The organism is Bordetella sp. N (assembly GCF_001433395.1).
Lineage (GTDB): Bacteria > Pseudomonadota > Gammaproteobacteria > Burkholderiales > Burkholderiaceae_B > Bordetella_C.
On the sequence record NZ_CP013111.1, the window covers coordinates 6,693,641 to 6,718,978 of the forward strand.

The following is a 25,338-nucleotide window of genomic DNA, read 5'->3' on the forward strand; positions in this document are numbered from 1 at the left end:
TGGATCAGCGCTTGGGGGAAAGGTTGGGGGCGCGGTCGCGGGTGGAGACGAATCTCTGCATGGCGGCGCGCGCCAGCGTGGTCTGGCCTTGTTTCATATAAGCCTGGGCCCGGATCAGATTGAACAAGGGCATGTCCTCGCCCTTGTCGGTGCCTTCCTGCAGGGTGGCGAGCGCATCCGCCGGGGCGCCGCCGCGCAACTGGGCGAGCGCCTTCATGGCGCGCGAGCGCACGTCCAGGCCATCGAGATAGCCGAGCGCCGTCAGCAACGTAAGGGCATTGCCGGGCTGATTGTTTTGCAGTTGGGCATACGCGAGCACGCGCAGTACGTCGCAGGCCACGCGTCGTCGGGAATTCTGGGACACCGGCGCTTAACCCTGTTTGGGCGCGTAACGCCTGTATATCGTCAGCGTATCGCCGTTCATGCAGTTTTCGGCGAGCACGGATTCCGCCGCCCCTAGCGCCCCGGCTTTGCCGGCTGCCTGTGCCGCGCTGGCGGAATCCGCCGCCTTCGCATGTCGGAGCGCTTCCAGCTTGCTGTCCGCCAGAAAGGCTTTCGTCTTGCGCGTGGCCTCCTCGAACGAGTCGCTGGCGCTGAGCGCGCTTAGAAAGGTCCCCGACACAATCAGCTGCCGGTTCATGTAGACATCGATGCCGAGCGCAAGACCGGCCTCGTCGCGGTCGCTCTTGTTGTCCGCGTGAGTGCGCGTGGCTGGCGGGCGCTCTTCGATCCTGCGTTGATCCTGCGAGACGATGTGCTCGTCAGGCCGGCCGGGTTCGGGGATCGCACCCACGTAGGAGCGATCGGATGATGATGTGGGAATTCTGTCAGCCATATCCGGGGGACGCCGCGATCGACGGTACGCGCGGTGAAATCAAAACGAAATTCAGAAAGTTCCCGCTATCCGCGTTGGGGGGAAGGGAGGCTGGTCCGGACCGCGCCAGCTGCATCCCCGCGGGCATGGCTCACGGCATCAATACCGTGCGGCCGAAAGCGGGCGTCGTTCGTAGTAACGCATCGGTCCGGAGGAGTTCCATGGTTGCGTCGCAAGGTGCCGCGGACTCAGTTTTTTCTCATAGGGAACCGGCACGCGCCGCTGGCAACATACCCATCGAGTTTCGTCCCCTGAGGGGATCCCAGAGCGTGACGCTCGACTTTCATTCACTCTGAATATAGGTGGCGTGGTGGCTCACATCCGCAATTCCAGTTTCAACGACGGCGTCCCATCCAGGGCGGCGTTAATCGTGGGCGGCGGCAAGCCGGTCGACTTCGACGGGCTCAAATCTGAATTGGAGGAGCACGAGCGCAAAGTGAGCGATCTGCGTCTTGCGGATCCCGAGGGCGGCACGGACGCACCGATGCCCGGCTTCGCCAAGCGCCTGGCGCGCGCGGTGATGAAAGGCCTCGATGACCGTCCGGCTGCTCCTCAAGGTGCCGAAAAAGCAGCGAAAGCCAACCCGGCAGAACAGCATGGCGCGGGCGGGGACGGCCCCGCTGGGTCCTCGGGCAAGCAGAGTGGCCTGGGCGCCGAACGGCACGAGGCGGCGCCTTCCATGCCCAAGGACGGCGCCCGCCCGAACGGCGCGTCCACGTCCGCGGCCGCCAAGGACGGTGGCAAGCCCATGAGAAGCGCGGGTGAAGCGGGCAGCGCTGCGTCGACAGATGCCGCCGCGGGCAGAGGCGTTCGTGGCGAATCCGGCATGCTTCAGGTTGGCCCCGCCATGGATGGGACTGGCAGCGGGGCCAGGCAGATCGCTTCCCAGCTATCCGGCCAACCCGCGCCCAATGGCGCCGCCGCTGCGCCGAAACCGGGTGCCGGACTGCCTCAAGCGGCAGGGAACCTGCCGGCTTCGGCGCCAGCGTCCGCGCAGGCCGCCGCCGCGGCTGCCGCGGCGGCCCTGTATGCGGCAACGACACCGCGTACGTTCCCAAGCCATGGCCAGAATGGTGCTGCAAGACGCCATGCGGAAGACAGCAGCAGCGACGATGATGGTGACGACAGCGCGGAATCCGGCGCCGAAGGAAAGGCAGTCGGGGGCGCCAGGGGCCGCCGGCCGGCGCAGCTCTGGGTCACGGGCAAGCCGTCGTCGGACTCCGACTCGAACGACGACGGTGGCGCGTCCCCGGATGACGGCCTCGCGGCCGGGACTGGGCCCGGCAAGGCAGCGTCCGCCGCCGGGCGCGGAAGGAGCAAGCGGGAGGCGCCAGCGCCAGGCCTTGCGCATGACAAGTGGCCCCCTGTCGGGACGGCGGACTACTTCGAGCAGTTGCGGCTGGAGCTGGATAAAGCCATGGGGCAGTTGCCTTCGCGCGCGGACGATCCCCGCGCTGGCGTGCTGAAGAAAATGTCGCGGCCCCTGAAAAAATATCTGGGGGTGATGGCCCAAAGGGACGCCGATCCGGTTCCGTCAACGCCGGCATTGAATTACATGCGATCCGCCGACCCCGAGCTGGCGGCGGCGATCGCGTCGGGCGACGTGTTCGAAATCGTCTTTGCCATCATGAAGGTGATGTGCATCTGCGCCACGGAGAATGCGCGCCAGCGGGCGGTCAAGGTCAGGGGCCTCAATGCGGACCAGGAAAGGGTACGCAGTGTCCAGCAGGAAGTGCGGGAACTCGCGCAAGGCTTCAAGCCTGGCGCGGACGCGAGCACCCCGCTCAAGGACAAAGGCAGCGGCAAGACGGGGGCGGACCTCGACAAACAGCTGGAGGGCATCGAGGCCGATCTTGAAAAGGTCGGTTGGGACAAGTCCAAGGTCGCGGGCGGCGCGGGCTTGACCCAAGGCACGACCAAACAGCAACTGGACGACCTGGTGGCCAACCTGGATACGAGGTTGACGACCTATAGCAATATGAACAGCCTGGAGACCAACGATCTGACGCGGGAAGGGCAGGCCGCGCAAGCGTTCCTGACCGCCATGAACGGCATTCTGACCAACGAAAACCGGGCACTCACCGGTATTGCTTCGAGTTGGCGCGGATGACCCGGACCCTGTGCGAGGACTTGTACGAGCGTGGGCACTCGCTGTACGAGGCGGCGCGTTACGACGATGCCTACGCGGCATTTGTTCAGTTGGTCGAGCACGATCCACACAATCCCCTGGGACTGCAGGCTGCTGGCGCGGCAGCCCAGGCGCGGGGCAAGTACGAAATCGCTCTCGGTTTCTATGCTTCCCTGTTGGTGACGACAAAAGATCCCCTGCACGCCATGCGTTTCGCCGAATGCCTGTTGAAACTGGGCAAGCTCGAGCAGGCCAGGGAAGCCCTGGACATCGCGCGGACGCTATGTGTGGGCAAGAAGCACGACGCGGTGCGCGAACACTGCGCCACCCTTCAGCGCCAAGCATCTCGGGGCTGAGCAGTAATCGTCTAAATCTGAATTTCTGGAGAAACACATGGGAACCTCTTCCGCTATTGGTGGCTTTGATTCTGTCGACATGAGCTGGTTGGCGCTGCTTCCCGACCCCAAGGGGTTCAAGGGGGACGGTCGCTACGACGGCCTGGCGTCCGCGGATGAACAATTCCACAGCTACGTCGATATGTCTTCGTACGCCGATGACAAAACCGCAGCTGGGGATGGCTCTGGCAGTGTCAGCCGGCAGTCCTTGAGCAAGGGCCCTGACGCCGCATCCAATCTTGATGGCGTCATAGGGCTCATTTTCACCCTGCTCATCAAGGCGGGAGCCAGCAGCGAGGGCGATCAGCGGAACAAGTTCCTGGACGCGTTCAATGCCGCGAATCGCGCCGCCGACAAGATGGGATTGTCGGCCAACCTGCGGTTCTGGTTCGCCCTGGCGGGCGCGGCCATCTCGATGTTCACCGCCTTCCTGGCCGCGCGCCAGGCCGCCAAGGGCGGAAAGTCCTTGAAAATGGAGATGGACGCCAACAACGACGCGAAGGCAGCGATCAGGAACGAACATAGTCTGGATGCCAAGGCGAAGGCCTTGACCAGAGAGGGAGACGAGGCGCGCAACAAGGCAAACGAACTGGATAAGAAGCACACGCAATTGCAGCAGGCGTCAGCCAATGGACAGGACGTGCAGACTGAAGTGAACAGGAACAAGCAGCTGGCCGAGGAAAGTCACGCAAGAAGCAAGCGCAAAGCCCTGGATGCCGAGGATATGAACACGCGCAGGGCCGCGGCCACGAAGGACCGGAACATCGCATCTCTTGATTCCCAGGAGCACGCCGGCCAGCGCGGCCACCACCTGGAGAAGTCTCGAAACTGGACGGCGGGGGGCAGCGGCCTGGCCAGTTTCGTCCAGGTTGGCGGTCAAGGCGCGGGCTTTGCCGACGCGGCCAGAACGCGCGCGGAGGCGGACAAGAATTTCGCCGACTCGGTTGGCAACCTGGCGGGCTCCACCAAGCAGGGGACGCAGGGTCAGTTCAACGACATGATCAGCAATAAGAAAGCCATGGACGGGGCGGCGGTTCAGAGCCTGACCACAGTGCTGTCGCGCATTTGATCCCTAGGAGCAGAGATATGTTGTCCCAGGCAATTGCCACAATGACGAAGCCAATCGGCTCATCGAGCCTGCTGGGCATGACAGGGTTGTTCGATGACACCCCGGACAAGCGGCTGGGCGGTTTGATTGGCGCGGATCAACAGGACCTGCCCCCGCTCAAGGAGGAGCAGCCGCTATCCAACGCCAACGGTGCCCCCTTGCTGCCCGCCCGCTATTCAAGCGCGGAGGATGCCAAGTGGACCACGATGGACACCATGTCTCTGCTGTCGGCGATCGATGAGGTCATCGGCACCGTCTACGAGGCCAGGCTGGTCGACGGCAAGGCAAGCTTGAAATACAGAATGGACTGCAGCGAAGCCATGCGGGCCAGGGCGGATCTCAGCCGCGAGGCCGAGCACAAGAAACGCGTGGCCGCTAAAAAACAAAGTTTCTGGTCCCGCCTCCTCGGACTGGTGGTGGGGGTGCTGACAGCGGTTGTCCTTGCGGTTGCCGTCGTGGCGACGATTGTGACGGCCGGCCTGGCCGCCAGCCTGCTCCTGGTCGTCATTCTGGCCGCCGCGGCCCTGACAGTGCTCGAAAAGACGATACAGCTCACCTGCGACGAGAAGTTCACCATCGCGGATTTTCTTTGCGCAAAGGCGACGGAGTTCTTCAAGTGGTGTGGTGTTTCCGATGAGAAGGCAAAGATATGGGGCAATATCCTGGGCTCCGCCGCGATGATGTTTTCGGTCATCGGCATGTTCCACGATCCCTCGGTGGTCGGCCGCCTGTTCGCCAATGAGCTGAAGGCCCTGGGGGGGCCGGCCAATATCACGGACTGGATAGAAACCGTGATGTCCTACGGCGCCACCATCATGCTTGTGGTCTGCCAGGCCGGGAAAGCGGTGACCGCCATACCGAAGCTCATGTCGGGCATCAACGGTGCTGCCGGTACGTTGCGCGGCGCCGGAACGCTGGCGAATGTCGGCAAGGGGGCGGAGGTCGGTGGCCAGTTTTTCGCCGCCCTGTGCCAAACGGGGGTGAGCGCGCTGGACGGCTCAGCCGCCTTCGATACGCGCGACGCGGATAAATATGCGGTTGAGTCCTATCGTCTGCAGAGCGAGATGAAGCTGCTCGACAACTTCAATTCCGTCGAAGCGGACACGTTGAAGCGCATCGCGACCAGTTTCAATGACTGGCGCCAGATCTACAGCAAGCTCATCGAGTCGGAGACCGATGCGCTGCGTCGCATCGTCACATCGCTGACCGGAGATAAACCTGTCGGCGCCTGATCCCGCCTGCACCATTCAGACATCTTTTTATTTTCTTTACATCTCAGTGTGGAACCAGAAGGGGGGTGTTCATTCCTGAAGAATGTTTCCCCTTTCTTCAATTCAAATCAAAGACGTCAACATGAGCGCCCACGACCATTCCATCGCTGCCCTCCCGCGGATCTCGCCTGGGGACACTCATCAAGGCGGCGCTCCGCTGGTGGCGGCGACGTCGATACCGGCGTCGTTGTTGCCGCAACCCGCCAGCGCCGATGGCGGGGCGACAGAACGCTTTGTCGTGGCAATGGGCGCGGCGCCGTCGAATGGGTCAGATGTGGTGCGCCAGCGCTTCATCGATACGATGAACTCGGCCCAGGCGCTGGACCGAGGCGCCAGCACGCCGGCACCCGCTGCCGACCAGGCCGCTGCCGCCGGTGCTGCCGAAGCGGACGGGTCAGACCGCAAGGTGGGCGGAATTTCCGCGCTGTTCGGAAAAATATCAGCCATGCACGCGGAGCTGGACAGGCGCGTCGTGGACCCGGCGTCCTATACCAGCGCCGCAAGCATGATGGGGCTTCAACGCATGACGGGGATGTACTCGATCTATTTCGAGACATTGTCCAAAGCCGTATTCAAAGTCGTGCGCGATGCGGACACCTTCATGAAGAGCAGTGCCTGATGGGCGGGCGGCTCTTACGCCTTCCACGCGCGGTATGCCTGTTGGGGGCTGGCGGGCGCATCAGCCGGGCGCGCTGCCTGCCGCTTCTGTTCGTCTGCCTGACGGCGTTGTCGGCTTGCGGCGCGGATGTCGATATTCTGACGATGAGCCATGAAGGCGATGCCAACGAAGTGATGTCGACCTTGTTGAATCAAGGCATCACCCCCTCTCGGACCTCGACCAAGGCCGGCATCGTCATTACCGTGCCCAGTTCGGCCATGGGCAAGGCGCTGGAGGTGCTGCGCGAAGCTGGCCTGCCACGCGAACGCTTCGAGGGTCTGGGCAAGACCTTCCAAAAGGAAGGGATGATTTCCTCTCCCATCGAGGAACGTGCGCTCTACGTCTACGCCTTGTCCCAGGAACTGGCCAACACCTTGTCGAAGATAGACGGGGTGGTGGTGGCCCGCGTGCATGTGGTCTTGCCCGAGCCGGCAGGGGTGGATCGCGTGGCCACGCCGGCGAAAGCCGGCGTATTCATCAAATATCACGCTGATCAGCCGCTGGACGCGGTGCTGCCGCAATTGCGCACCATGGTCACTCATGCGATCCCCGGCCTGACCGCGGACAACGTCTCCATCGCCCTGATTCCCGCGGCAAGCGCCAAGGAGTTCGCGGATCCCCCGCCGGTCAAGCGCATCCTGGGCGTGGCGGTGGCGCCGGACTCGGTCGCCAAGGTGGAATGGCTCATCGTGGGGTTGGTGGCGGCAACGTTGCTATCCGCCAGCGCTGGCGGGCTATTCTGGTGGCGCCATGGGCGTCGCAAGAATTTGCCTCGCAGAGGCGCCGAGGCCGCGAAAGCGGCCCCTCTGTCCGCGAACCACTAGGACGAGGACTTCCGTTCATGAGCACTTCATCGTCATATGCCGGGGTCTTCGACCCGGCCTGGTGGCAGTTCAATATGCTGCCCAGCCGAACGCTGCATCGAAGCCACTGGTTTGCCTATGCCGCCGGTCCGGCGGTGGCGGCCATCGACGCCAGGCCCGAGCACGCGGAGGTCTGGCATCGGCACTGGTCGCGTCATATCCTGCGGACCCTGGGGCTGTGGGAGCGGCCGGCGGTGCGTGAAGCGGCCGGCGCGGGCTGGCTGGTTGAGCATGGCTCCGCCGAACTGCAACTGCTGGCCCGGCGCGCAGGCGCCGTGCTAGCCGCGCCCCGTCTGCGCCGTTGCGTGTCGGGTACGGTGGTGCGGGCGTTGGCGGCGGCCCTTGGGGAGGACCTCTACGCCCTGACCCTTCTGGGCGACGCTGCGCCGCATCCCGGTCTGGCCGGCGCGGCGTTCGAGCGCCCGGAAGCCGCGCTCGAACAGATCGACACGCTGGGGTGGGGCGCGCTGCATCTGGCGCTGCAGCAGGAAGACGACCCGCTGCGTATGCGTATGGCGTTGCGGCTGCCGGCGGATGCGTGCGGGCCGGCAGGTTTGTCCGTGGCGGACGCGCTGGCCTTGGCCAAAGCCCTGGATGTCCGAGAGATCCGATCATGAGATTTCGTGTCGTCTGCGAATCGGCGCCCCGAGCGATGGGCGCGGCGCGGGTCGCGGCCGGTGGCAAGGTCGTGCGCGCGTCGGACTACTCACGTTGGGTGCAGGCAAAGCATGTGTTGGGCGAGGCGCGCGTACAAGCGAAGGTCATCCGGGAGCATGCGCGGCGCGATCACGTGGCGGAGCGCGAACGCGGTTACCAGGAAGGTCTGTGTGAAGCCCGCGCCTCCCAGGTGGCGGAGATATCCGCCACCTTGCAACGCGCGCGCGCCTATCTGGGCGGCATCGAGACCGAAATGGTCGACCTGGTGATGGACTGCATACGCGAGGTCATCGGCGAGTTCGACGCGCGCGAACGCGTGCTGCGTATCGTGCGTGGCGCGCTCGCGCGGGCGCGACGGCAGAAACAGGCGGTATTGCGCCTGCATACCGACGATGTCGGCGCGGTGCTGGCCTGGCGCGCTGACCTGCTGGCGGAGTTCCCGGGCGTCGAGGACCTGGAGATCGTGGCCACGGCGCAGATGGCGCGGGGCGCCTGCAGGATCGAAACGGATATAGGCGTCATCGAAGCCGGCGTGGATGCGCAGCTGGCGGCGCTGGAGCAGGCATTGCGCCGAAGCCTCGCGCCGGCGGAGGGGGATATCCCTGACGGCCCCGCGGAGACAATCCCTTCCGGAGACCATGATGGCGCAGCTTGACACCATTCTGCCCCGCCTGCGCGCCGCGCTGGGCGGCATCCGCACGGTGCGCATCACGGGACGGGTGACGCAGTCCATCGGCACGATCATACGTGCCGCCGTGCCGCAGGCGCGGGTGGGCGAGCTCTGCGAGCTGCGCAATCCGGACGACGGCATGGCGATTCTGGCGGAAGTGGTCGGGTTCGCCGCGGGCGCGGCCCTGCTGACGCCTTTGGAAAATATGTGCGGCATCGCGCCGACGACGGAGGTGATTCCTTCCGGCAAGACTCTGATGGTGCCGGTGGGCCTGAGTCTGATGGGGCGCGTGCTGGACGGTCTTGGCCGCCCCCTGGACGTCGCCGAACGCGGGCCACTGGTGACGACCGATGTCTATCCGGTGCTGGCGGCTGCCCCCCACCCGCTGTCGCGCAGCGTCATCGAACGGCCCATGCCTTTGGGCGTGCGCGTACTGGATGGCATGCTGACCTGCGGCGAGGGGCAGCGGATGGGCATCTTTGCTGCCGCGGGCGGGGGCAAGTCCACCTTGATGGGCATGCTCGTCAAGGGCGCGCAGGTGGATATCAATGTCATCGCCATGATCGGCGAACGCGGCCGCGAAGTGGGCGAGTTCCTGCGGGACGAGCTGGGGCCCGAGATGCTTCAACGCAGCGTCGTCGTGTGTGCCACGGGGGACAAGTCGCCCATGGAACGCAGCAAGGCCGCCTTCGTGGCGACGGCGATCGCCGAGTATTTCCGCGACCAGGGCAAGCGGGTGCTGTTCCTCATGGATTCGGTCACGCGGTTCGCCCGGGCGCAGCGCGAAATCGGTCTGGCGGCGGGCGAACCGCCGACGCGGCGCGGTTTTCCGCCGTCGGTCTTCACCATGTTGCCGCGCCTGCTTGAGCGCGCCGGCAATAACGACCGGGGCTCGATCACGGCCTTCTACACCGTCCTGGTCGAAGGCGACGACATGAGCGAACCGATTGCCGACGAAGCGCGTTCCATCCTGGACGGTCACATCGTGCTGTCGCGCAAGCTGGGCGCCGCCAATCACTATCCAGCCGTCGACGTGCTCGCCTCGGCGAGCCGGGTGATGGGCCGGGTGGTGCGCGACGGACACAAGAATGCCGCCGGCCGGATACGGGAATTGATGGCGCGCTACCAGGACGTCGAATTATTGCTGCGCATGGGCGAATACACGCCGGGCGCGGACCCGGATACCGACGAGGCGATCGCGAAGATGCCCGCGATCAATGCCTTCCTGCGGCAGCGCGCGACGGAGTTGCAGGGCTATGCCGACACCATGGCGCAACTGGAAGGGCTCGCGTTCGGTGACGCGCGGCAGCATTGAGGGCGCGGCATGACTTTATTGAAGCGTTTGCTGATTCTGCGAGAAGCGCGGGAGAAACGCGATGCACAGTCATTGCGGCGCGCCAGCGACGCGCACGTGCAGGCCGGCCACGCTTTGGACACGGCCCAACGGACGCTGGAGCAAGGCCTGCTCGACACCCGGCGCCAGGGCGACGCTTTGTTCAATGGCATGCAGGGTGGCTTGTGGACCCTGGCGGCAGTGCAGGGCATGCACGGCAAGCTGAAGTCTCTTGCGCAGGACGCGGACACACTGCGCGCCGGCGTGGTCGATGCGCAGGCGCAGTGCCAGCAGAGCCAGTCGCTGTTGGAAGCCTCGCAGGCCGTACTCCGGCGCAGCCAGAACCAGGTTGGCAAAACCAAGGAAATGCACACGCTGCACGAGCGCGAGGCGCTGGCGCGGAGAGAGCACAAAGAGGAACTGGAAATGGAAGAAATCGGTGCGACAAGGAGACCCGCGTCATGACGACGACCAGAACAAGCAATCCGCCGGGGCCACAGTCGGCCGTGCAGGCTGTCCAGGCCATGCAGACTCCCCAAGCGCTGGCGCGGACAACTGACGGCAGCCGCGATCAGGGCTCGGCTGCCCGCGCGTCGGACAAGGCGGGTGCCGAGCGCAAGGAAACGCGTGGCGCCGAGAAGAGCGGGCATGCAAGGCGCGGGGGCGACCCCGCGATGTCGGAGGTTCTGGTGAAGGCCGATCAGCGCGCGGGCGCAAGGGACGATCTGGAATACGCCGCGGGCGTGTTCGCGGCGCACTATGTGGACCGGGATAAGAATGGCGACCTGGATGACGCCGGCCTGTCGGGCAAGTCGGACGGCAAGGATAGGGGCACGGCGCCAGCCGCCCAGCCGGACATGCGCGCGGACGCGCAAGGGGCGCTCGTGGCGCGCCCGCATGCGCCGCTTGCTGCCACGCTGACCACGCGACTTGTCAGCATGCTGTCCTTGATCGACAAGGACGGCAGGCGTGCCGTCCGTATGGACCTGCGTCTGGCCAGGCTGCCCAAGACCTCCGTGACGCTTGAGAACCTGCCCGAGCGCCTGCAGGTCACGTTCGAGTCCAGCGTGGCGGCCGCGCTGGACCTGCTGGGCAAGGAGACGCCCCGCCTGGCGGATGACCTGGCGCTGCGCCGCAAGCGCGACTGCAGCGTGCTGGTGAATACCGCGCCTCCCTTGTCGGAGACGCGTTATCGCGCTGACGCCCAGGCGCCTGGCGGCCCCGATCCCGCTGCCCTGCCTGGCTCCGCATGACGCGAGCCGCAGGAAGCATCCTGCCTTATTCCATGCCGCATATTGCCGCGGCCAGCGTCGGCGCGTTCAACGCCCTGGCCCGTCACGGCGAGCAGTTGGAGTGGCCGGGCTTGAATGGGCAGGACGGTCGTTGGCGCTTGAGTCTGGACCTGGCGGGGCAGCGCGGCCAGGCGCCGGCACCGATGCCGACGCAGTACACCGACACGGACGTCCAGGTGGCGTTGCGCTTGTCGGCCGCCGCGGCCATGGTGCGTGTGGTGATCCCCCACGCGGCACTCGCGGCCTGGCTGGCAGCCTATTTTCCAGGACTAGGCCGGGTGGATCCGTGCGCGTGGGTCATGGATGCGGGAATTGAGTGTCTGCTCGATGTGCTGCGTCCGTGCTTGCGTTCGCCAGGGCTATCCGGGGGCTGGCGCTTGAGCCGGGACGAGGTCGACGCGGATGCCGTCATCGATGCCGCCTGGCATGGCACGGTCGTGCTCACGGCGCCGGACGGCGGAGAGACCTGGACGCTGCCCCTGCAGGCCGATGCGGGAGGGCTGGCCTTGCTTTCGCGATGCCTGCCGCGGCAGAGCTGCACGGGTCCGGACGTCTGGCTGGACGATGTGCCCATCCCCATGCGCGCCATGGTCGGATACACGGACCTGACGCAGGAGGGCGTACGCCGCCTGGCTTGCGGCGATGTGGTGTTGCTGGACCAGACGTTCGGCAGAAGCCGTGGCGAGGTCTGCCTGCGCGCTCCCAATGGGCGTGCGTTGAAGCTTTGGGCCTCGAAGGACGCGCCGGAGATTCATGATGAAGCGGGCGGCGATCGTTCCGCGGAACAGAGCGGCATGCCCGCACCTTACTTGATTATTGCGGATTGGATTTCGATCATGTCTCCTGAAGAGAAGGAACACTATCCCGTGGACGATGGCACGCGGGACCTGGATATGCCGCCCGCCGACGACGGCCGCGGCGATGACGATAGCAGCGATGCCGACGAGTACCTCGACGACGACGTGGACGACGGAGATGACGGTGGCCCCCGGGACCTGCATGAGGGTAGCGGCTCGGACGCGGCCGGCGTCGACACCTTCGACGATATTCCCGTGCGTCTGGGATTCGACCTGGGCGCGCGCACCATGCCCCTGGGCGAGGTACGGCGCCTGCGGCCGGGCCAGACCTTGGTGCTCTACTGCGAGTCCGCCACGGCACCGGTGTCCATCCGCGCCAATGGCCAATGCATCGGCCACGGCGAGCTGGTGGAGATCGACGGCAGGCTGGGCGTGCGCATCGTCAACCTGCGGCGGGCGCCGCCATGACCGGTATCGATCCGATCGCGCTGCTCGCGGTCGCCGTCGGGTTGTCGCTCATTCCAATAACCGTGGTGATGACGACGTCCTTCGTCAAGCTGTCGGTGGTCATGGTGTTGCTGCGCAATGCGCTGGGCCTGCAACAGGCGCCGCCCAATGCCGCCATGTATGGCCTGGCCATGATCCTGTCGGTGTACATCATGGCGCCGGTCTTTACCAAATCCTTCGATAAGCTGGAGCCGGTGGTCGCGGCGCTGGATCAGCCGGGTCCCATGACGGATCGCCTGCCCGAGATCGGCAAGGCCTTGCGCGAAGGCGTGGAGCCCGTGCGGGCCTTCATGTTGCGTATCAGCAAGCCTGAAAACCGCGACTTCTTCCTGAGGACGGCGCACCGCTTGTGGGGCGAGGAGGCGGCCAAGGACACCAGGCAGGACGACCTGATCATCCTGGCGCCGGCGTTCCTGGTATCGGAACTGACGTCGGCTTTCCAGATCGGTTTCCTGCTGTTCCTTCCTTTCGTCATCATCGACCTGATTGTCTCCAATGTGCTGCTGGCCATGGGGATGATGATGGTGTCGCCGATGACCATCTCCCTGCCGCTCAAGCTGTTCCTGTTCGTCATGGTCGACGGCTGGACGCGCCTGTTGCAGGGCCTGGTGCTCACCTACACCTGAACCCGAAGTCTTATCGCCCGATGTCCAACACCGAGTTTGTTTTCTACATGAAGCAGGCCTTGTACCTGATCTTCTGGTTGTCCCTGCCGCCTATCGCCGTCGCGTCTGTCGTGGGTACCTTGTTTTCGCTGTTTCAGGCATTGACGCAGATCCAGGAGCAGACGTTGTCCTTCGGCGTCAAGCTGATCGCGGTGTTTGCCACGCTGTTGTTGACCGGCGTCTGGATGGGGAGCGAGATATACCAGTTCACCGTTACCCTGATGGGCCGTTTCGCGGCGATACGCTGAGCGGGCCGATCGTATGGTATCGACCGATGGATATGAAACCATCTTGCGCGCCCTGGTCTGCCTGGCGCTGACACAGGCCCGCATCGTCGCGATGTGTTCATTCATTCCGCCGTTCGGCCGCAATGCCTTGCCAGGACGCCTGCGTGTCACCCTGACCGGTGTGCTGGGTGCCTTCGTCTTGCCGTTGATGCTGGCGCAAGCGCCCGAGAAGTTCAATATGGCGCTGCTGGCAGTCCTGCTGTTGAAAGAGGTCTTCGTCGGTATCTGCATTGGTTATGTGCTGGCTATTCCATTCTGGATTTTCGAATCCATCGGCACCTTCATCGACAATCAGCGCGGCGCCGGTATCGCGTCGATCTTCAATCCTGAACTGGGCAGTGAAACCACCCCCTTGGGCACGTTGCTGGGGCGTGCCTATGCCGTGCTGTTCTTCACGGCCGGCGGATTCACGATGTTTCTGACCGTGCTGTACGACAGCTACCTGCTGTGGGATCCCTGGCGCTGGTCTCCCGAGCTGCGCCTGGACGCGCTGCCGCTCTGGCTGGGCCAGGTGGATACCCTGTTGCGCCTGACCGTGCTGTATTCCGGCCCGGCCATCATCGTCATGCTGTTGGCGGAGATGGGCTTGGGCCTGGCCAGCCGGTTCACGCCGCAACTGCAAGTGTTCTTCCTGGCCATGCCGATCAAGAGCGCGTTGGGGATCCTGATGCTGGCGTTGTACCTGCACGTGCTCGCCGAGTACGCGAACGGCTTGGCGGGGGGCATGGGAGATGTCCTGTCCATCCTGCGTCCTTATTGGGAGGTCCTGTGAGCGAAGCCAAGACAGAACCGCCGTCACAGAAGAAACTGCGCGACTCGCGCAAGAAAGGGGATGTTCCCTACAGCAAGGATTTCAGCCAGTCGATACTGCTGGTGTCCCTGCTGAGCTATGCCCTATTCGCGGGCGCCACGCTGCTGCCCGCGCTGCAACAGCTGATCGGCGCGCCGGCCGAAGTCTATGGTTTGCCGTTCCGCCAGGCCTTGAGCGTGGCGGGCCTGCATTGCCTGACGTTGATGCTGCAGATCACGCTGCCATTCATCGCGATCCTGCTGGGTATCGGCTTCATGGCGGACGTGCTGCAGGTGGGGTTCCTGATGGCATTCGAAAAGATCAAGCCGTCCGGCAAGAAGCTGAATGTGGTGGAAAACGCCAAGAACGTGGTGTCCTTGCGCAATCTGGTGGAGACGCTCAAGGCCATCGTCAAGATCCTGGCGTTCTCTTATTTCATCTATCTGCTGATACGCGATGCCGTGCGGCCACTGGCTTACGCGGGCTATGCGGGCATAGAGCCCTTCTTCGTATTGATCACGCGCCTGATGAAGAAGTTGCTGCTGTACGTGGCCCTGCTGTGCGTGGTGCTGGCGGCTTTCGATTTCGCCTGGCAGCGCATGCAGCGCACCAAGCGGCTGCGGATGACGAAGCAGGAGGTCAAGCGGGAATACAAAGAGCAGGAAGGGTCGCCGGAGATCAAGCAGAAGCGCAAGCAGCTACGCCAGGAGAATGCCAACGAATCGACCCAGCTGGCCAGGAAGGCCAGCGTGCTCGTCGCCAATCCCACGCATATCGCCATTGCCTTGTACTACGAGGCGGAGCGCACGCCTTTGCCCGTCCTGCTGGCGAAAGGGTGCGACGACGAGGCCCTGGAGATGATCGCGGCCGCCAAGGAGGAGGGCGTGCCCATCATGCGCGACGTCCCGCTGGCACGCAGGCTGTTTGCCGATGCGCCCGTGGAGGCCTACATCCCCACGGAGTTCATCGAGCCCGTGGCGGCGGTATTGCGCTGGGCACGCAGCCTGAACGGGGAGGATGACGCGGCGCCGCAAGAAGCCGAAACGCAGAAAGGCGAACCACAGAACGACGAAGCACGGAACGACGAAGCAGAGAAAGACGAGAAGCACACCAAGGATAAGGACCATGAGTGAATTCAGACTGGGAGCGATCCCCGCGATCGCGTTCAAACCCGCGCCGTCCAGGCGTCGGCCCGCCTTGGGCCAGGCAACGTGGCGTCGGGCGGCGCGCAACGGTGTCGGACTATTGCTGGCCGTGGTGCTCATGGGCGCGGAGGGTCGCGCGCAAGCCGGGCCCCGTTGGCCACAAGTGCCGTACACCTATTTCGCGGATCAGCAGAGCCTGCAAGAGGTGCTGCAGAATTTCGCCTCGGGATTCAGCTTGGGGCTGCGCCTGGGGAAGGGCGTGGGCGGGGTAGTAAGCGGCAAGTTCAACACCAATACGCCGACCGATTTTCTCGACCGGCTGGGCGGGGTGTATGGATTCAATTGGTTCGTCTACGCGGGTACGCTCTATATCAGCGACGCGGCGGAGGTGCAGACCCGCACGGTCAATGCGGGGCCCAATGGAATCGGCGGCATGCGCCAGGCTTTGTTGCAGCTGGGTGTGCTCGACCCCCGCTTCGGCTGGGGCGAGTTGCCGGGGCAGGACATGGCGCTGGTGTCCGGACCCAAAGCGTATGTGGATCTGGTGGCAAGCATGGCGCAGGCCTTGCCCAGGGCCGCGGCGCGCCAGGAAATCGAGGTCTTCAGGCTCAAATATGCATCGGTGAGCGACCGTACGATCTCCTACCGGGACCAGACCACCACCACGCCCGGTGTCGCGACGGTGTTGCGTAACCTGATCGAGGGCTCGGCCGATTCCAAGGTGGATACCGCCTTGCGCGTCATCGCGCAGCCCTTGCGTTCCGCGCCGTCGCTATCCAATGAGGGAACGACGGGGGCGATCGAGCGCGGCGGCAACGTCACGCCCTATACCGGGACGCCTGCCGATCAGGTGCCCGGCGCTGGCGGGATAGGCGATATGGCGGGCATCGGGGGAGGCGGCGCGCAGCGACCCATGCGCTCGATCCAGGCCGATCCGCGCCTGAACGCGGTGATCATCCAGGACACGCCGGACCGCATGCCCATCTACCGGGCCTTGATCGCCCAGCTGGATGTGCCCAGCACGCTGATCGAGATCGAGGCCACCATCGTCGACGTCGTCGCCAGCGCGGCCGACGAGCTGGGTGTCGATTGGCAAGGAAAGTCGGGGCGGTTCAATTACAAGTTCGATAATCGCATGAGCAGTGAAAACGGCACGCTCAAGGGCGGCTTGAGCGATCTGCTCAAGCCCGGCGCCCTGGGGCTGGGCTACTCTTCGTCCTTGCTGAATGCGCGGCTGAGCGCACTGGAAGCGAACAGCCAGGCCGATATCCTGGCCCGGCCATCGGTGCTCACCACCGACAATACCAGCGCGATCCTGGATTTAAAGCAGACCTTCTACATCACGCAGACCAACGAGCGGGTGGCGAATGTCACCCCGGTGTCGGTGGGCACGTCGCTGCGCGTGGTGCCCCGCTATATCGAATCGACGCAAGGTCGGCAAGTGGAACTGACCATCGACATCGAAGATGGCAACGCGAATCAGCCGGATGTGGGGGAGAAGAAATATCCGGCGACCAAAGTGAATTCGATCAGCACGCTGGCGCTGGTGGGCGATGGGCAAACGCTGGTGATCGGCGGCTATAACAGCAATGAGCTGAAGGACGGTACCAACAAGGTGCCGCTGCTGGGCGACATTCCGCTGTTGGGCGCCTTGTTCTCCAGCAAGTCCAGGAACCAGCTGCGGACAGAGCGCTTGTTCATGATCCGGCCCCGCGTCGTTGCGATCAATGGACGTCCGGTAGCGCTGGATGAAGACCTGGTCCCGCGTAGCGCTGCGCTGAACGAGACCTGGACCACGGGAAACAAGCTGGGAGACGCACTGGGCTTGATCCTGGTGGATCGTAATCAGGCGACGCGGCTGCGTCAGTAAGAGGCCGCCGACTGACTGTCCACGTCAATCGTCGAAATGAAATCCCTTGTCGCACAATCGCCGGCGCAGTTCGGCGCGGGCACGCGACAGGCGGCTGCGGATGGTGCCGACCGGAACGCCGACCCGGTCGGCGGCTTCTTCATAGGTGTAGCCGTTCAGGCCCATCATCAACAGAATCTCCCGCATATGGGACGGCAGTTCCTCCAAGGTGTTTTGCAGGATGGTCATGGTCTGGTTCTGCTCCGCGACGAAGTCAGGCGCGGGATCGTGCGAGGCGCGGTCGACCAGTACATCTTCATTGACGAAGTAGTAACGACATTCCGGCGCGCGTGAAAGGTAGTTGCGAACCAGATTTAACGCGATGCCATATAGCCAGGTCGAAAGTTGCGATTCACCACGAAAGGTGTCGTAAGAACGTGCTGCTTCAAGAAAGGCTTGTTGCGCGAGATCTTCCGCATCAGGGCAGTTACCTATCTGTCTGATGATGAAACGATGAAGTCGGGTGGAGTGATTTTTGACGAGGTCTATGAAGATGTCGTCATGACAGTTCTTCAACGTCGTGACTGGCCTCGTGGGCAGCGAACGCTTCTTCACGCGCTCAACAACTGGGGCTAGGTGTGTCATGATCGCTCGAGTGAGGTTTTGATGCGACCGAGTATCGCCGCATCGAAACACGCACGGCGTGTTCGTGATTTGCCCTAGGGAATTCTCATTTGACGATGCTTTTACGTGGCGCGTAGGGAAACATAAAAATGATTAAGAAACCCCGGAATTTGCAGTGACTTTGAGATTCTTCTCATGGCATTTATTGATGCCACTTGATCGTTTGTTAATTGCTTGATTCAGCACTTACTCAGCGCCTTTTTTCACGTTCATTTTTCCGAAACTTCGGAACGAAAATTCATCATCGTTACAAAGGTGGCTGGAACACGGAGCGGCCCTGCGCGGTCGCCGCGCATCTCGCTGAATACGAATGCAAACGTGCTCCTGCTAGATCGATGACTAGGAGAGAACGGTGGATTCTGGCCAGGATACGATTCCGCGGTCGCTGCCATACGAATTCGGTGCAGACGGATTTGGCGTCCTGGGAGGGGCGGCGTTTCGAGCGGGCATGCGTGCGCACACACGCGTGCCGCTACGGACATCCAGCTTGCTGAACACGTTGGCAAGAGGCGTCCGGGACGCAGGCGACGGAATGATGGAAACGCCAAGGATGATGGCGCGGACGGGCCCGCCCACGCGCCTGCCGTTGCGTTCCTATGTCTATGAAGCAAGGCTGCTGGAAGCCGTGGCGGGTCTGCTGCCTTTGATCGGCCAGGCCGACACCGTCTTCAGCAGCGCCGATGTGCGGCCTCTGATGGCGACGTTGCTGCGCGTGATGCTCAATCCGCGCGAATCAGGCGACATCGCCGCGCGCATCCGGCGTTGCGTGGCGGCCTGCCTTGCCGCGCAGGACGTCGATACCCTGGTGCGCTTGCGGCAAGGCTACGTACGGAACCATGGACAACTGGAGGACGCCGGCCGTCAACTGCTGGCGCGGTGGAACTGGAGCGGCGCGGAGCGGGGCGAGTTGTTGTTGCCCGCGTTCCTTGGCGCGCTGGACGCCAGTCTGGAGGACTGCGCGGCGCATGCGATGTCGCGCGCCTTGTGCGAATTGGCGGAGCTGTTCGCCGCCGAGGCCGGCGGCGCGGGTACGCCGCGCTTGCCCATGTCCTGCGCGCGGGTGCACAACGCCTTGCGCATTCATGCCGGCCACGTGCAGGTGCTCAAGGGTGCGCGGGAATCGATCGCGCAGTTCATCGGGCGCGCCGTGCGGTGTCTGCCGGACCTGGCGCTGGGAACGCTCGCGGGCGCGGCGGCGCAAGCCGGCGATATGCGCGCACTGGCGCCGGCGCAACCGTTCCGGCAGGCGCTCACCGACGATGGCGGACTGGCGCGGCATCTGCCCAAGCTGCTATTCCTCGCGGCCGCCGATGCGGTCAGGGACAGGTTGAAGGCCTGCGTCATCACCGTGGCCGGCGCCATGCGGGCGGAGATCGATGCGGGCGGTGACGCGGCGGCCGCGTTGCGGCTGGCGTGGGGGCGTTGCTGCTACGTCATGGAGCAGATGCAGACCGGTGCCATCGTCGCGGCGGGCGTGTGCCTGCCCGACATCGGAACCCTGATGGCGGACCTGTTGCGTCTGGGCGGCAACAGCCTGGAGCCCGGACTGCTCTATCGCATATACGAAGGGCTTCCTCATGCCTTGGCGGCGCGCGACGATGCCATGCCGCGGCGCCTGCTGTTGCTGGCCCTGCAGCGTGCGCAGGACGTGGCCCGCAAGGCGCCCTTGCCCAATCCGGCCAACGGCGACCGTGGGCTGGCCTGGTCGCAGCTACGCGAGTTGGCGTTCTTGCGTGACATGTCTTGCGAGGCCGCCGGTGGCGCGGCGTCGCCGCGCATGCAGGCCGTGCTGCGACGAGCGCGCGGCAAGGTGCCGCTCGACAGCCTGGATGACTTGATGACGATGAGCGATCACGAGTTCGGTTGTTTCCATGATGCGGCGATGGGTCTGGAACTGTTCGGCTGGAGGACGCGGGCGCGCGCGTGGCGCGAGGGCTACGCACGCCGTATCGCCTTGTCCGACGAAGCGCTGCGCGCGGGGGCGCGCCGGCTGCTGCAGTTGCTGCGCCTGCCCCGGGTCGGTGTGGATGTCTTGTTGGGCGCCTTGCGGGATCTGGCCGAGATCGTCCACGCACGCAACACGCGTAGCGAGGCATTGGGCCTGCTGGGCATCGATGTCTGGTGCGACGAGGCGACGCGCGCCCAGGCGGACGCGATTCTGGCGCAGGCGACTGCCCACACCGAGTGGGAGCATGCGGTCGCCGCGTTGGCCGGCCCCGCCGCGCCGCTTGCCATGCGGGGGTTGCTGGCGGCGCACGGGGGCGTGGCACGAGGGCGCGAGCCGACGTTGGAGTGGCCGTCGGCGGGCCGCAGCCGCGCGTGGCGCTTGCGCACGGCCATTGTCTGGCTGGAAGCGGTCCATGCCGCGCTTTGGCAACGATGGCTGCGGCTCGCGGGCGCTTCCGAGTGGGCCGCGCCCCGGCTGGCGGCGCCGCCGGGATGGCGCGGCAATACGCCGGACCGCTGGCCGGACCTGTTGCGGACAGCCCTGGCGGGCGAGTTCGGCGTGTTGCTGGCCGTGCGGCCAGCCTTGCCGGCGGCCGTCCTGGGACTGGGGGCGGAGCGTGCCTTCCTGCATGCCTGCGCGGCACTGCCGGCGCGCTTGTCGGCGGCGGGCGCGCGCGCGTCGCGGTGTGTCCGGCATGTGGTTACGGGACCGGATGGCGGCACGACCGTGCTGCGGGTGTGCCGCGACTTTCTGACGGACGTGCTGGACCGGGTGTGCCTGTCCTTCGGGATCAGCGGCGTCAACGCGCAGGGCCTGGCCTTGCGCACCGAACTGTCGCCTTGGGCGGGGGTGGAGGGCGGCCGCGATGTGGCCGTGACCCAGGCTTTGCAGGCCCTGCTCCTGCTGGCAGGGCCGCGCGACGCCCGGCGGCTGACGCTGCTGCTCAATCGGATTCTGGTGCAGCCGGTGTGGCGCGCGCTCGCCATGGTGGGGCGTGATTCACCCATCTCCATGGGTGACCGTCGCGCCTATCTGCCGCAGGACAGCGGCAGCCAGATCCATGTCGACGTCGTGCGCCTGCCGGACGGCGCGTACCGCCTGGATGTCGCGGTGTGCTTCGAGCAGCTGCGTAGCATCGATGTGGAGGAGGGCCGGGACGAGCGGCGGCGCGTCGCGCTCGACCCGCGTGTCAGCCGGGTCTGCGTGACGTATGCGGTGCAGGTGGCGCCCGGGTTCGGCAGTTTCTCGTATCTGGTTGGTTCCGCCGGGCTTCGATATCGCCTGATCGCGCGCGAGGCCGGATGATTCGGTGATCACGGGAGACGTGGACCGGTTTCAGATTCTTCTTATTTTTTGATACAGGGCCGCTCCCTAGAATTCCGCTGCTTGCCCTCGGAGCGAGGCAAGTCATGGTGAAACCTTGCGCGAGCCTGCCGGTTTCCCTGGTCCCTGGTCTCTGAAGCCCGCCATGGCGGGCATGAATGGAAGAAAAATGAGAACGTTCTATTGGGTGTCTGGCATTGGCGGTACCTGGACGTACATCGATGCCTCGTATAAGCAACACGGCCGCATCGACTGGTTCGACAATATCGCCGACATCGGCTACTGGTGGCAGACCGCGTATGACAACGGAATGTCCTATAGCCTGGACGTCGCCAAACGCAGTGTCGAGCAGTCCATCCTGCGGCGGGCCACCGAGGCCGCTGCCCGCGTGATCGAGCAGCCTGTCCTGGACGACAACGTGGAGGCCGACGATGCAGGCGCCGACACCCTGGCCGGCACGCAGCGGCGCACGGCATTGGCCTCGGTGTCAGCCGGCATGCACAGCGGGCAACTGGACGCCTACTTCGTCGCCCCGGCGGTTTGAGGCTGGGGGCTGCCACCGTAGAATTCGGCGGGCATCGGTTTGCCGTAGTAGTAGCCCTGGCCGTAGCGGCAATTGCTGCGCAACAGCTGGTCCTGATGGGCGCGCGTCTCGACACCTTCCGCGACGATGTCCATATTCATGCTGGTGCCCAGGGCGATGATGGCATCGACGATGGAGCGGGCATCCGGCTCCTGCACGAAGGACTTGTCGATTTTCAATGAGTCGATCGGGAAGCGTTGCAGCTGCGAGAGTGAAGCGTAGCCGGTACCGAAGTCGTCCAGGGCGATATGAACGCCCGCGTCATGCAGCTTGCGCAGGGTGCTTTCCACCGTGTTGCTGCCCTGGCCCATGTAGACGCTTTCGGTGATTTCCAGGGTCAGGTGCTGCGGGCTCAGCCCGTACTCTTCGAGCAGCGCCAGGATCTGCCCGGCCAGGTCGCCCGTGTAGAACTGTGCCGCCGCCACGTTGACCGACACGCGGCCGAAATCGAAACCGTGCTGTTTCCACCGTCGCATCTGTGCGCATGCCGCGTGCAGGGCGACGTTGCCGAGCGCGGGCGCCAGGGTCTGGTCGTCAAACGCGGGCGAGAACACCGCGGGCGACAGGATGCCGCGCTCCGGGCGCGACCAGCGCATCAACGCCTCGAAACCCGACAGGGTCTGGTTGCGCATGTCGTAGATCGGCTGGTAATAGACGATGAATTCGCCGCGCGCGATGCCCAGGCGGACGTCGCGCAGCAATTGCACGCGCTCTTCCAGGCGGTCACGCATTTGCGGCTCGAACATCACCGTGCAATCCCCGCCCGCCTTTTTCGCCTGGTACAGGGCGATGTCCGTGTTGCGTATCAGCTTGTCTGCGTCGCCGGCCTGGCGCGGGGCCGCCGAGATGCCGGCGCTGACCGACACCATCAACGTATATTCCGGATACGCCATCGGCGCTTTCAAGGACAGACGCAACTGATCGACGGCCGCCTGGAAATCGGCGGGGTCGTCGTCAGGCGCGTCGGCGATGACGGCGAATTCGTTGCTGCCGATGCGGGCGACGAACGTGCCGACGGCGAAGAAGGCGGCGATGCGCTGACCAATGTCGGTCAGCAACTGGTCGCCGGCATGATGGCCGAGCGTATCGTTGACGTCCTTGAAGCCGTCGATGTCCACCGCGACCAGGTTGATGGATTCGGTGCGCACGAAGCGCCGGCCCAGCTCCATCAGGAAGGCGCCGCGATTGGGCAATCCGGTCAGCTTGTCGATGTAGGCCAGTTCGTGGAAGCGGCGCTGGGCGTCCACTTCTTCCGTGATGTCTTCGATAAGACCGTGTACGCGCACCACCTGGCCGTCGCGCAGTTCCGGCTCGGCCAGGGAGTGGATCCAGCGCGAGGTGCCGTCCAGCCGCTGGATGCGGCGGCGCGAGTCGTAGCCTTTACCGTCGCGCATGACACGAGTCAGATCTTCGCGCGCGTCGATCAGCGCGTCGCCGGGGTAGAAACGGCGCATCAACATGTCGAGGGTCGGCTTGGTGGACGGCTCCAGCCCATAGATGTCCATGGCCTGCTCGCTGAGGGTCAGGCCACCGGTCTCGACGTTGTATTCCCAGCCGCCCACCTTGGCCAGCCGGGACGCGCGCGCCAGCAGTTGTTCGCGCCTGCGCGCTTCATTGAGCGCGCGACTGGCGCGCACGGCACCCGCGGCCACGGCGGCGAACTCACGCAGATGACGCAGGTCGTCCGGCGAAAAAGGTCGTGCCTGATTGTCGGCGATGCACAGCGCGCCGGCGACGGCGTCCCGCTTTCGTTCGTCGTCGTTCAGCAGTAGCGGCACGGCGACGAAGAAACGCAAGTCGGCGGGGGCCCCCGCGGCTTGCAGTGCGTCCGCATCGAGATGAACGACGGCGGCCGGCGCGCGGTCCGATGATGCTTGCGCTGCTGCCGTGGTTGACTGGCTCAGGGCCTGATAAAGCGCCGCGCCTTCAGGCGCGACGCCATGCGCGCAAAGGGGCGCGGCGGGATCGTCGGCGTCCGTGATGACAACGGTGGGCACACCGAAGAACACGGTGATGAGTTCGCATAGTTTGCCCAGGCCGGACGGCGCTGCGTCGGCTTCAGGCGGCGTGGGGGAGACCGCCGCCCCGCGCTTGCGTGCGGTTCGCGTTTCACTTTTCGAGGGAGGAAAACGCAAGACACTCATGCTGGGCCGCTATCGATAGGATCGCCGCGGCCGGCAAGCCGCGTTCGCCAGTTTAACCACCGGTCGCGCTGGCTTGCGGCCAACGCGTACCGTGCTTACGAATGATTTCCTGATGGCGCCTAGTTGGGCAGGGCTTCCGTCGGCAGGCTGATCGTCCAGCCTTTGTCCTTGCGCCGAACCTGCCATCCATAGCATTGCGCCACTATATCGACTTCCTCCATTGGCAGGGGTGGGGAGGTGTCAGGACGCGGCTCGCGCCCGTTGTGGTCGGTGGGAGCCGGCAGAATGACTGCATCGATCCGGTCGGCAGCGGTTTGCTTGATGTCCAGGATACCGCGTTCAGGCAGGGACTGTATGGCATGGATCATCCACGCCATCAAGGCATAACGACCGCCGCGCTGGGGCAGCGACACGGCATGCTCGAAAGCCTCCAGCTGAACCTTCTTGCCGGACAGCAGCAATTGCGAGAACGCGAGCTTGCGGCATTCGAGCAGGATTTCGTGCACATCGGCGCGCCGGCCTTCGTCCTGGAACCAGGTGTTGAGCAACCTGATCGTTTCCACGCTTTCGTCCAACATGCCGTCCAGGTCGTTGACGAAGGGCGGCGCCGCGGGATCCAGGATGGTGCCTTTGGTGATGGACTTTTCGAGCAGAACGATGGTCAGCTTGGCATTGGACAGCGGCTTGAGCGCATCGTGACGCAGCACGGGGAAAACCTGCGCGAGCACTTTGAACTGGACGCCGGCCAGGGCCTGGGCGAGTTGCTGCTCGGCGCCGGTCATGCTGGCTTCCTGTCAACCTGCGCGAGCAGGTCTTCGAGCGTGGACAGGTCGACCGGCTTTTCCAGCCAATGATTGAACGCGGCGGCTTCGGGCCGCTGATTGTTCTTGGGCAGTCCGCTCAAGGCAATGATGTGGATGTCGTTGCCGAGTTCCTTGCGGAAGCGGGCGGCCAATTCATAGCCGTCATAGTCCGGCAGCATGATGTCCGTAATGATGACGTCCGGACGGGCCGCCGCGCAAAGGGCAATGGCGTCATTGCCGTTTGCCGCTGTTTTCGCTTCGTGGCCGAGCAGGCCGACAAACTCCGAAAGCAATTCCGACGCCATGTCATTGTCGTCGACGATTAAAACCTGGAGGCCTTCGGCGCTCATACTTGAATACTCTCCTCGCGCCGCCAGGCCGGACGCTGTCTATCTAATCATTCTATTAATGGGACGGTGGCGTCGGGTCCTGGCCCATGCTGAATACCGCCTTGCTGCGGCATAGTTTGACACGATTAGTGAAAAGCGCAGAGACGGCTACGATTTTCTGTTACAAAACAAATAAATAATTTCCGGCCGCCTAAAACCTTGATTTAAAAAGCAG

Annotated in this window: 25 protein-coding genes; 19 read left to right on the forward strand and 6 right to left on the reverse strand. The window is 64.4% G+C overall.

Annotation, left to right across the window (positions count from 1 at the left end):
* Positions 1–4 precede the first annotated feature (4 nt).
* Positions 5–364, reverse strand: a complete 360-nt coding sequence (locus ASB57_RS28890; protein WP_156414304.1) for a M48 family metallopeptidase — start codon at positions 362–364, stop codon at positions 5–7.
* Between the two features lie 6 nt (positions 365–370).
* Positions 371–835 (reverse strand): hypothetical protein, encoded by a 465-nt coding sequence (locus ASB57_RS28895; RefSeq protein ID WP_156414305.1) that lies wholly within the window; start codon positions 833–835, stop codon positions 371–373.
* Positions 836–1,184: 349 nt separating this feature from the next.
* Here ASB57_RS28895 and ASB57_RS28905 point away from each other — a divergent pair, with 349 nt between their 5' ends.
* The 17 genes from ASB57_RS28905 (at position 1,185) to sctC (ending at position 17,310) form a co-directional block, all read left to right on the forward strand.
* Positions 1,185–2,984: a hypothetical protein gene (locus tag ASB57_RS28905; RefSeq protein ID WP_156414306.1), complete on the forward strand. Its 1,800-nt coding sequence runs from the start codon at positions 1,185–1,187 to the stop codon at positions 2,982–2,984.
* Complete coding sequence (locus tag ASB57_RS28910; RefSeq protein ID WP_057655448.1) at positions 2,981–3,358, forward strand: hypothetical protein; 378 nt, start codon at positions 2,981–2,983, stop codon at positions 3,356–3,358. Before ASB57_RS28905 ends, ASB57_RS28910 begins: the two co-directional genes overlap by 4 nt.
* 37 nt (positions 3,359–3,395) lie before the next feature.
* A complete protein-coding gene (locus ASB57_RS28915) occupies positions 3,396–4,466 on the forward strand; it encodes a hypothetical protein (protein ID WP_156414307.1) in 1,071 nt (356 codons plus the stop codon).
* Positions 4,467–4,507: 41 nt separating this feature from the next.
* The gene (sctE, locus tag ASB57_RS28920) at positions 4,508–5,737 is read left to right on the forward strand and encodes a type III secretion system translocon subunit SctE (RefSeq protein WP_057655452.1); all 1,230 of its coding nucleotides are present in this window, start codon (positions 4,508–4,510) and stop codon (positions 5,735–5,737) included.
* A gap of 121 nt (positions 5,738–5,858) precedes the next feature.
* On the forward strand, positions 5,859–6,395 hold the full coding sequence (locus ASB57_RS28925; protein WP_156414309.1) for a hypothetical protein: 537 nt from the start codon (positions 5,859–5,861) through the stop codon (positions 6,393–6,395).
* Positions 6,395–7,258, forward strand: coding sequence for a type III secretion system inner membrane ring lipoprotein SctJ (gene sctJ / locus ASB57_RS28930; RefSeq protein ID WP_057655456.1), 864 nt, complete (start codon positions 6,395–6,397; stop codon positions 7,256–7,258). The genes ASB57_RS28925 and sctJ overlap by 1 nt, the downstream gene beginning before the upstream one ends.
* Before the next feature lie 17 nt (positions 7,259–7,275).
* Complete coding sequence (locus ASB57_RS28935) at positions 7,276–7,914, forward strand: SctK family type III secretion system sorting platform protein (protein ID WP_057655458.1); 639 nt, start codon at positions 7,276–7,278, stop codon at positions 7,912–7,914.
* Positions 7,911–8,609 (forward strand): HrpE/YscL family type III secretion apparatus protein, encoded by a 699-nt coding sequence (locus tag ASB57_RS28940; protein WP_082621912.1) that lies wholly within the window; start codon positions 7,911–7,913, stop codon positions 8,607–8,609. The genes ASB57_RS28935 and ASB57_RS28940 overlap by 4 nt, the downstream gene beginning before the upstream one ends.
* Positions 8,596–9,939, forward strand: a complete 1,344-nt coding sequence (sctN, locus tag ASB57_RS28945) for a type III secretion system ATPase SctN (protein ID WP_057655463.1) — start codon at positions 8,596–8,598, stop codon at positions 9,937–9,939. The genes ASB57_RS28940 and sctN overlap by 14 nt, the downstream gene beginning before the upstream one ends.
* Before the next feature lie 9 nt (positions 9,940–9,948).
* The gene (locus ASB57_RS28950; RefSeq protein ID WP_057655465.1) at positions 9,949–10,422 is read left to right on the forward strand and encodes a YscO family type III secretion system apparatus protein; all 474 of its coding nucleotides are present in this window, start codon (positions 9,949–9,951) and stop codon (positions 10,420–10,422) included.
* Positions 10,419–11,210: a type III secretion HpaP family protein gene (locus ASB57_RS28955; protein ID WP_057655467.1), complete on the forward strand. Its 792-nt coding sequence runs from the start codon at positions 10,419–10,421 to the stop codon at positions 11,208–11,210. The genes ASB57_RS28950 and ASB57_RS28955 overlap by 4 nt, the downstream gene beginning before the upstream one ends.
* Positions 11,207–12,514, forward strand: a complete 1,308-nt coding sequence (gene sctQ, locus ASB57_RS28960) for a type III secretion system cytoplasmic ring protein SctQ (RefSeq protein ID WP_082621913.1) — start codon at positions 11,207–11,209, stop codon at positions 12,512–12,514. Before ASB57_RS28955 ends, sctQ begins: the two co-directional genes overlap by 4 nt.
* Entirely contained in the window at positions 12,511–13,179 is a 669-nt protein-coding gene (gene sctR, locus ASB57_RS28965; protein ID WP_057655471.1) for a type III secretion system export apparatus subunit SctR, read from the forward strand. The genes sctQ and sctR overlap by 4 nt, the downstream gene beginning before the upstream one ends.
* A 20-nt stretch (positions 13,180–13,199) precedes the next feature.
* Positions 13,200–13,466, forward strand: a complete 267-nt coding sequence (gene sctS, locus ASB57_RS28970) for a type III secretion system export apparatus subunit SctS (RefSeq protein WP_057655472.1) — start codon at positions 13,200–13,202, stop codon at positions 13,464–13,466.
* A gap of 43 nt (positions 13,467–13,509) precedes the next feature.
* Positions 13,510–14,277 carry a type III secretion system export apparatus subunit SctT gene (gene sctT, locus ASB57_RS28975; RefSeq protein WP_197424887.1) on the forward strand — a complete coding sequence of 256 codons (768 nt, stop codon included), beginning with the start codon at positions 13,510–13,512 and terminating at the stop codon, positions 14,275–14,277.
* The gene (gene sctU / locus ASB57_RS28980) at positions 14,274–15,428 is read left to right on the forward strand and encodes a type III secretion system export apparatus subunit SctU (protein WP_082621914.1); all 1,155 of its coding nucleotides are present in this window, start codon (positions 14,274–14,276) and stop codon (positions 15,426–15,428) included. Before sctT ends, sctU begins: the two co-directional genes overlap by 4 nt.
* On the forward strand, positions 15,421–17,310 hold the full coding sequence (gene sctC / locus ASB57_RS28985) for a type III secretion system outer membrane ring subunit SctC (protein WP_057655476.1): 1,890 nt from the start codon (positions 15,421–15,423) through the stop codon (positions 17,308–17,310). Before sctU ends, sctC begins: the two co-directional genes overlap by 8 nt.
* A 24-nt stretch (positions 17,311–17,334) precedes the next feature.
* On the opposite strand, the gene ASB57_RS28990 is transcribed toward sctC, so the two are convergent.
* A complete protein-coding gene (locus ASB57_RS28990) occupies positions 17,335–17,934 on the reverse strand; it encodes an RNA polymerase sigma factor (protein WP_057655477.1) in 600 nt (199 codons plus the stop codon).
* A 571-nt stretch (positions 17,935–18,505) separates the two neighbouring features.
* Between ASB57_RS28990 and ASB57_RS28995 the strand changes: the two genes are divergently transcribed.
* Positions 18,506–21,226 carry a hypothetical protein gene (locus tag ASB57_RS28995; protein ID WP_156414311.1) on the forward strand — a complete coding sequence of 907 codons (2,721 nt, stop codon included), beginning with the start codon at positions 18,506–18,508 and terminating at the stop codon, positions 21,224–21,226.
* A gap of 187 nt (positions 21,227–21,413) precedes the next feature.
* On the forward strand, positions 21,414–21,788 hold the full coding sequence (locus tag ASB57_RS29000) for a hypothetical protein (protein WP_057655480.1): 375 nt from the start codon (positions 21,414–21,416) through the stop codon (positions 21,786–21,788).
* Here ASB57_RS29000 and ASB57_RS29005 read toward each other — a convergent pair.
* From ASB57_RS29005 to ASB57_RS29015, 3 genes are all read right to left on the reverse strand, one after another.
* Positions 21,764–23,971: a bifunctional diguanylate cyclase/phosphodiesterase gene (locus ASB57_RS29005; protein ID WP_057655483.1), complete on the reverse strand. Its 2,208-nt coding sequence runs from the start codon at positions 23,969–23,971 to the stop codon at positions 21,764–21,766. The genes ASB57_RS29000 and ASB57_RS29005 overlap by 25 nt on opposite strands.
* Before the next feature lie 119 nt (positions 23,972–24,090).
* Positions 24,091–24,753: a hypothetical protein gene (locus ASB57_RS29010; protein ID WP_057655484.1), complete on the reverse strand. Its 663-nt coding sequence runs from the start codon at positions 24,751–24,753 to the stop codon at positions 24,091–24,093.
* The gene (locus ASB57_RS29015) at positions 24,750–25,124 is read right to left on the reverse strand and encodes a response regulator (protein ID WP_057655486.1); all 375 of its coding nucleotides are present in this window, start codon (positions 25,122–25,124) and stop codon (positions 24,750–24,752) included. Before ASB57_RS29015 ends, ASB57_RS29010 begins: the two co-directional genes overlap by 4 nt.
* Between the last annotated feature and the right edge of the window lie 214 nt (positions 25,125–25,338).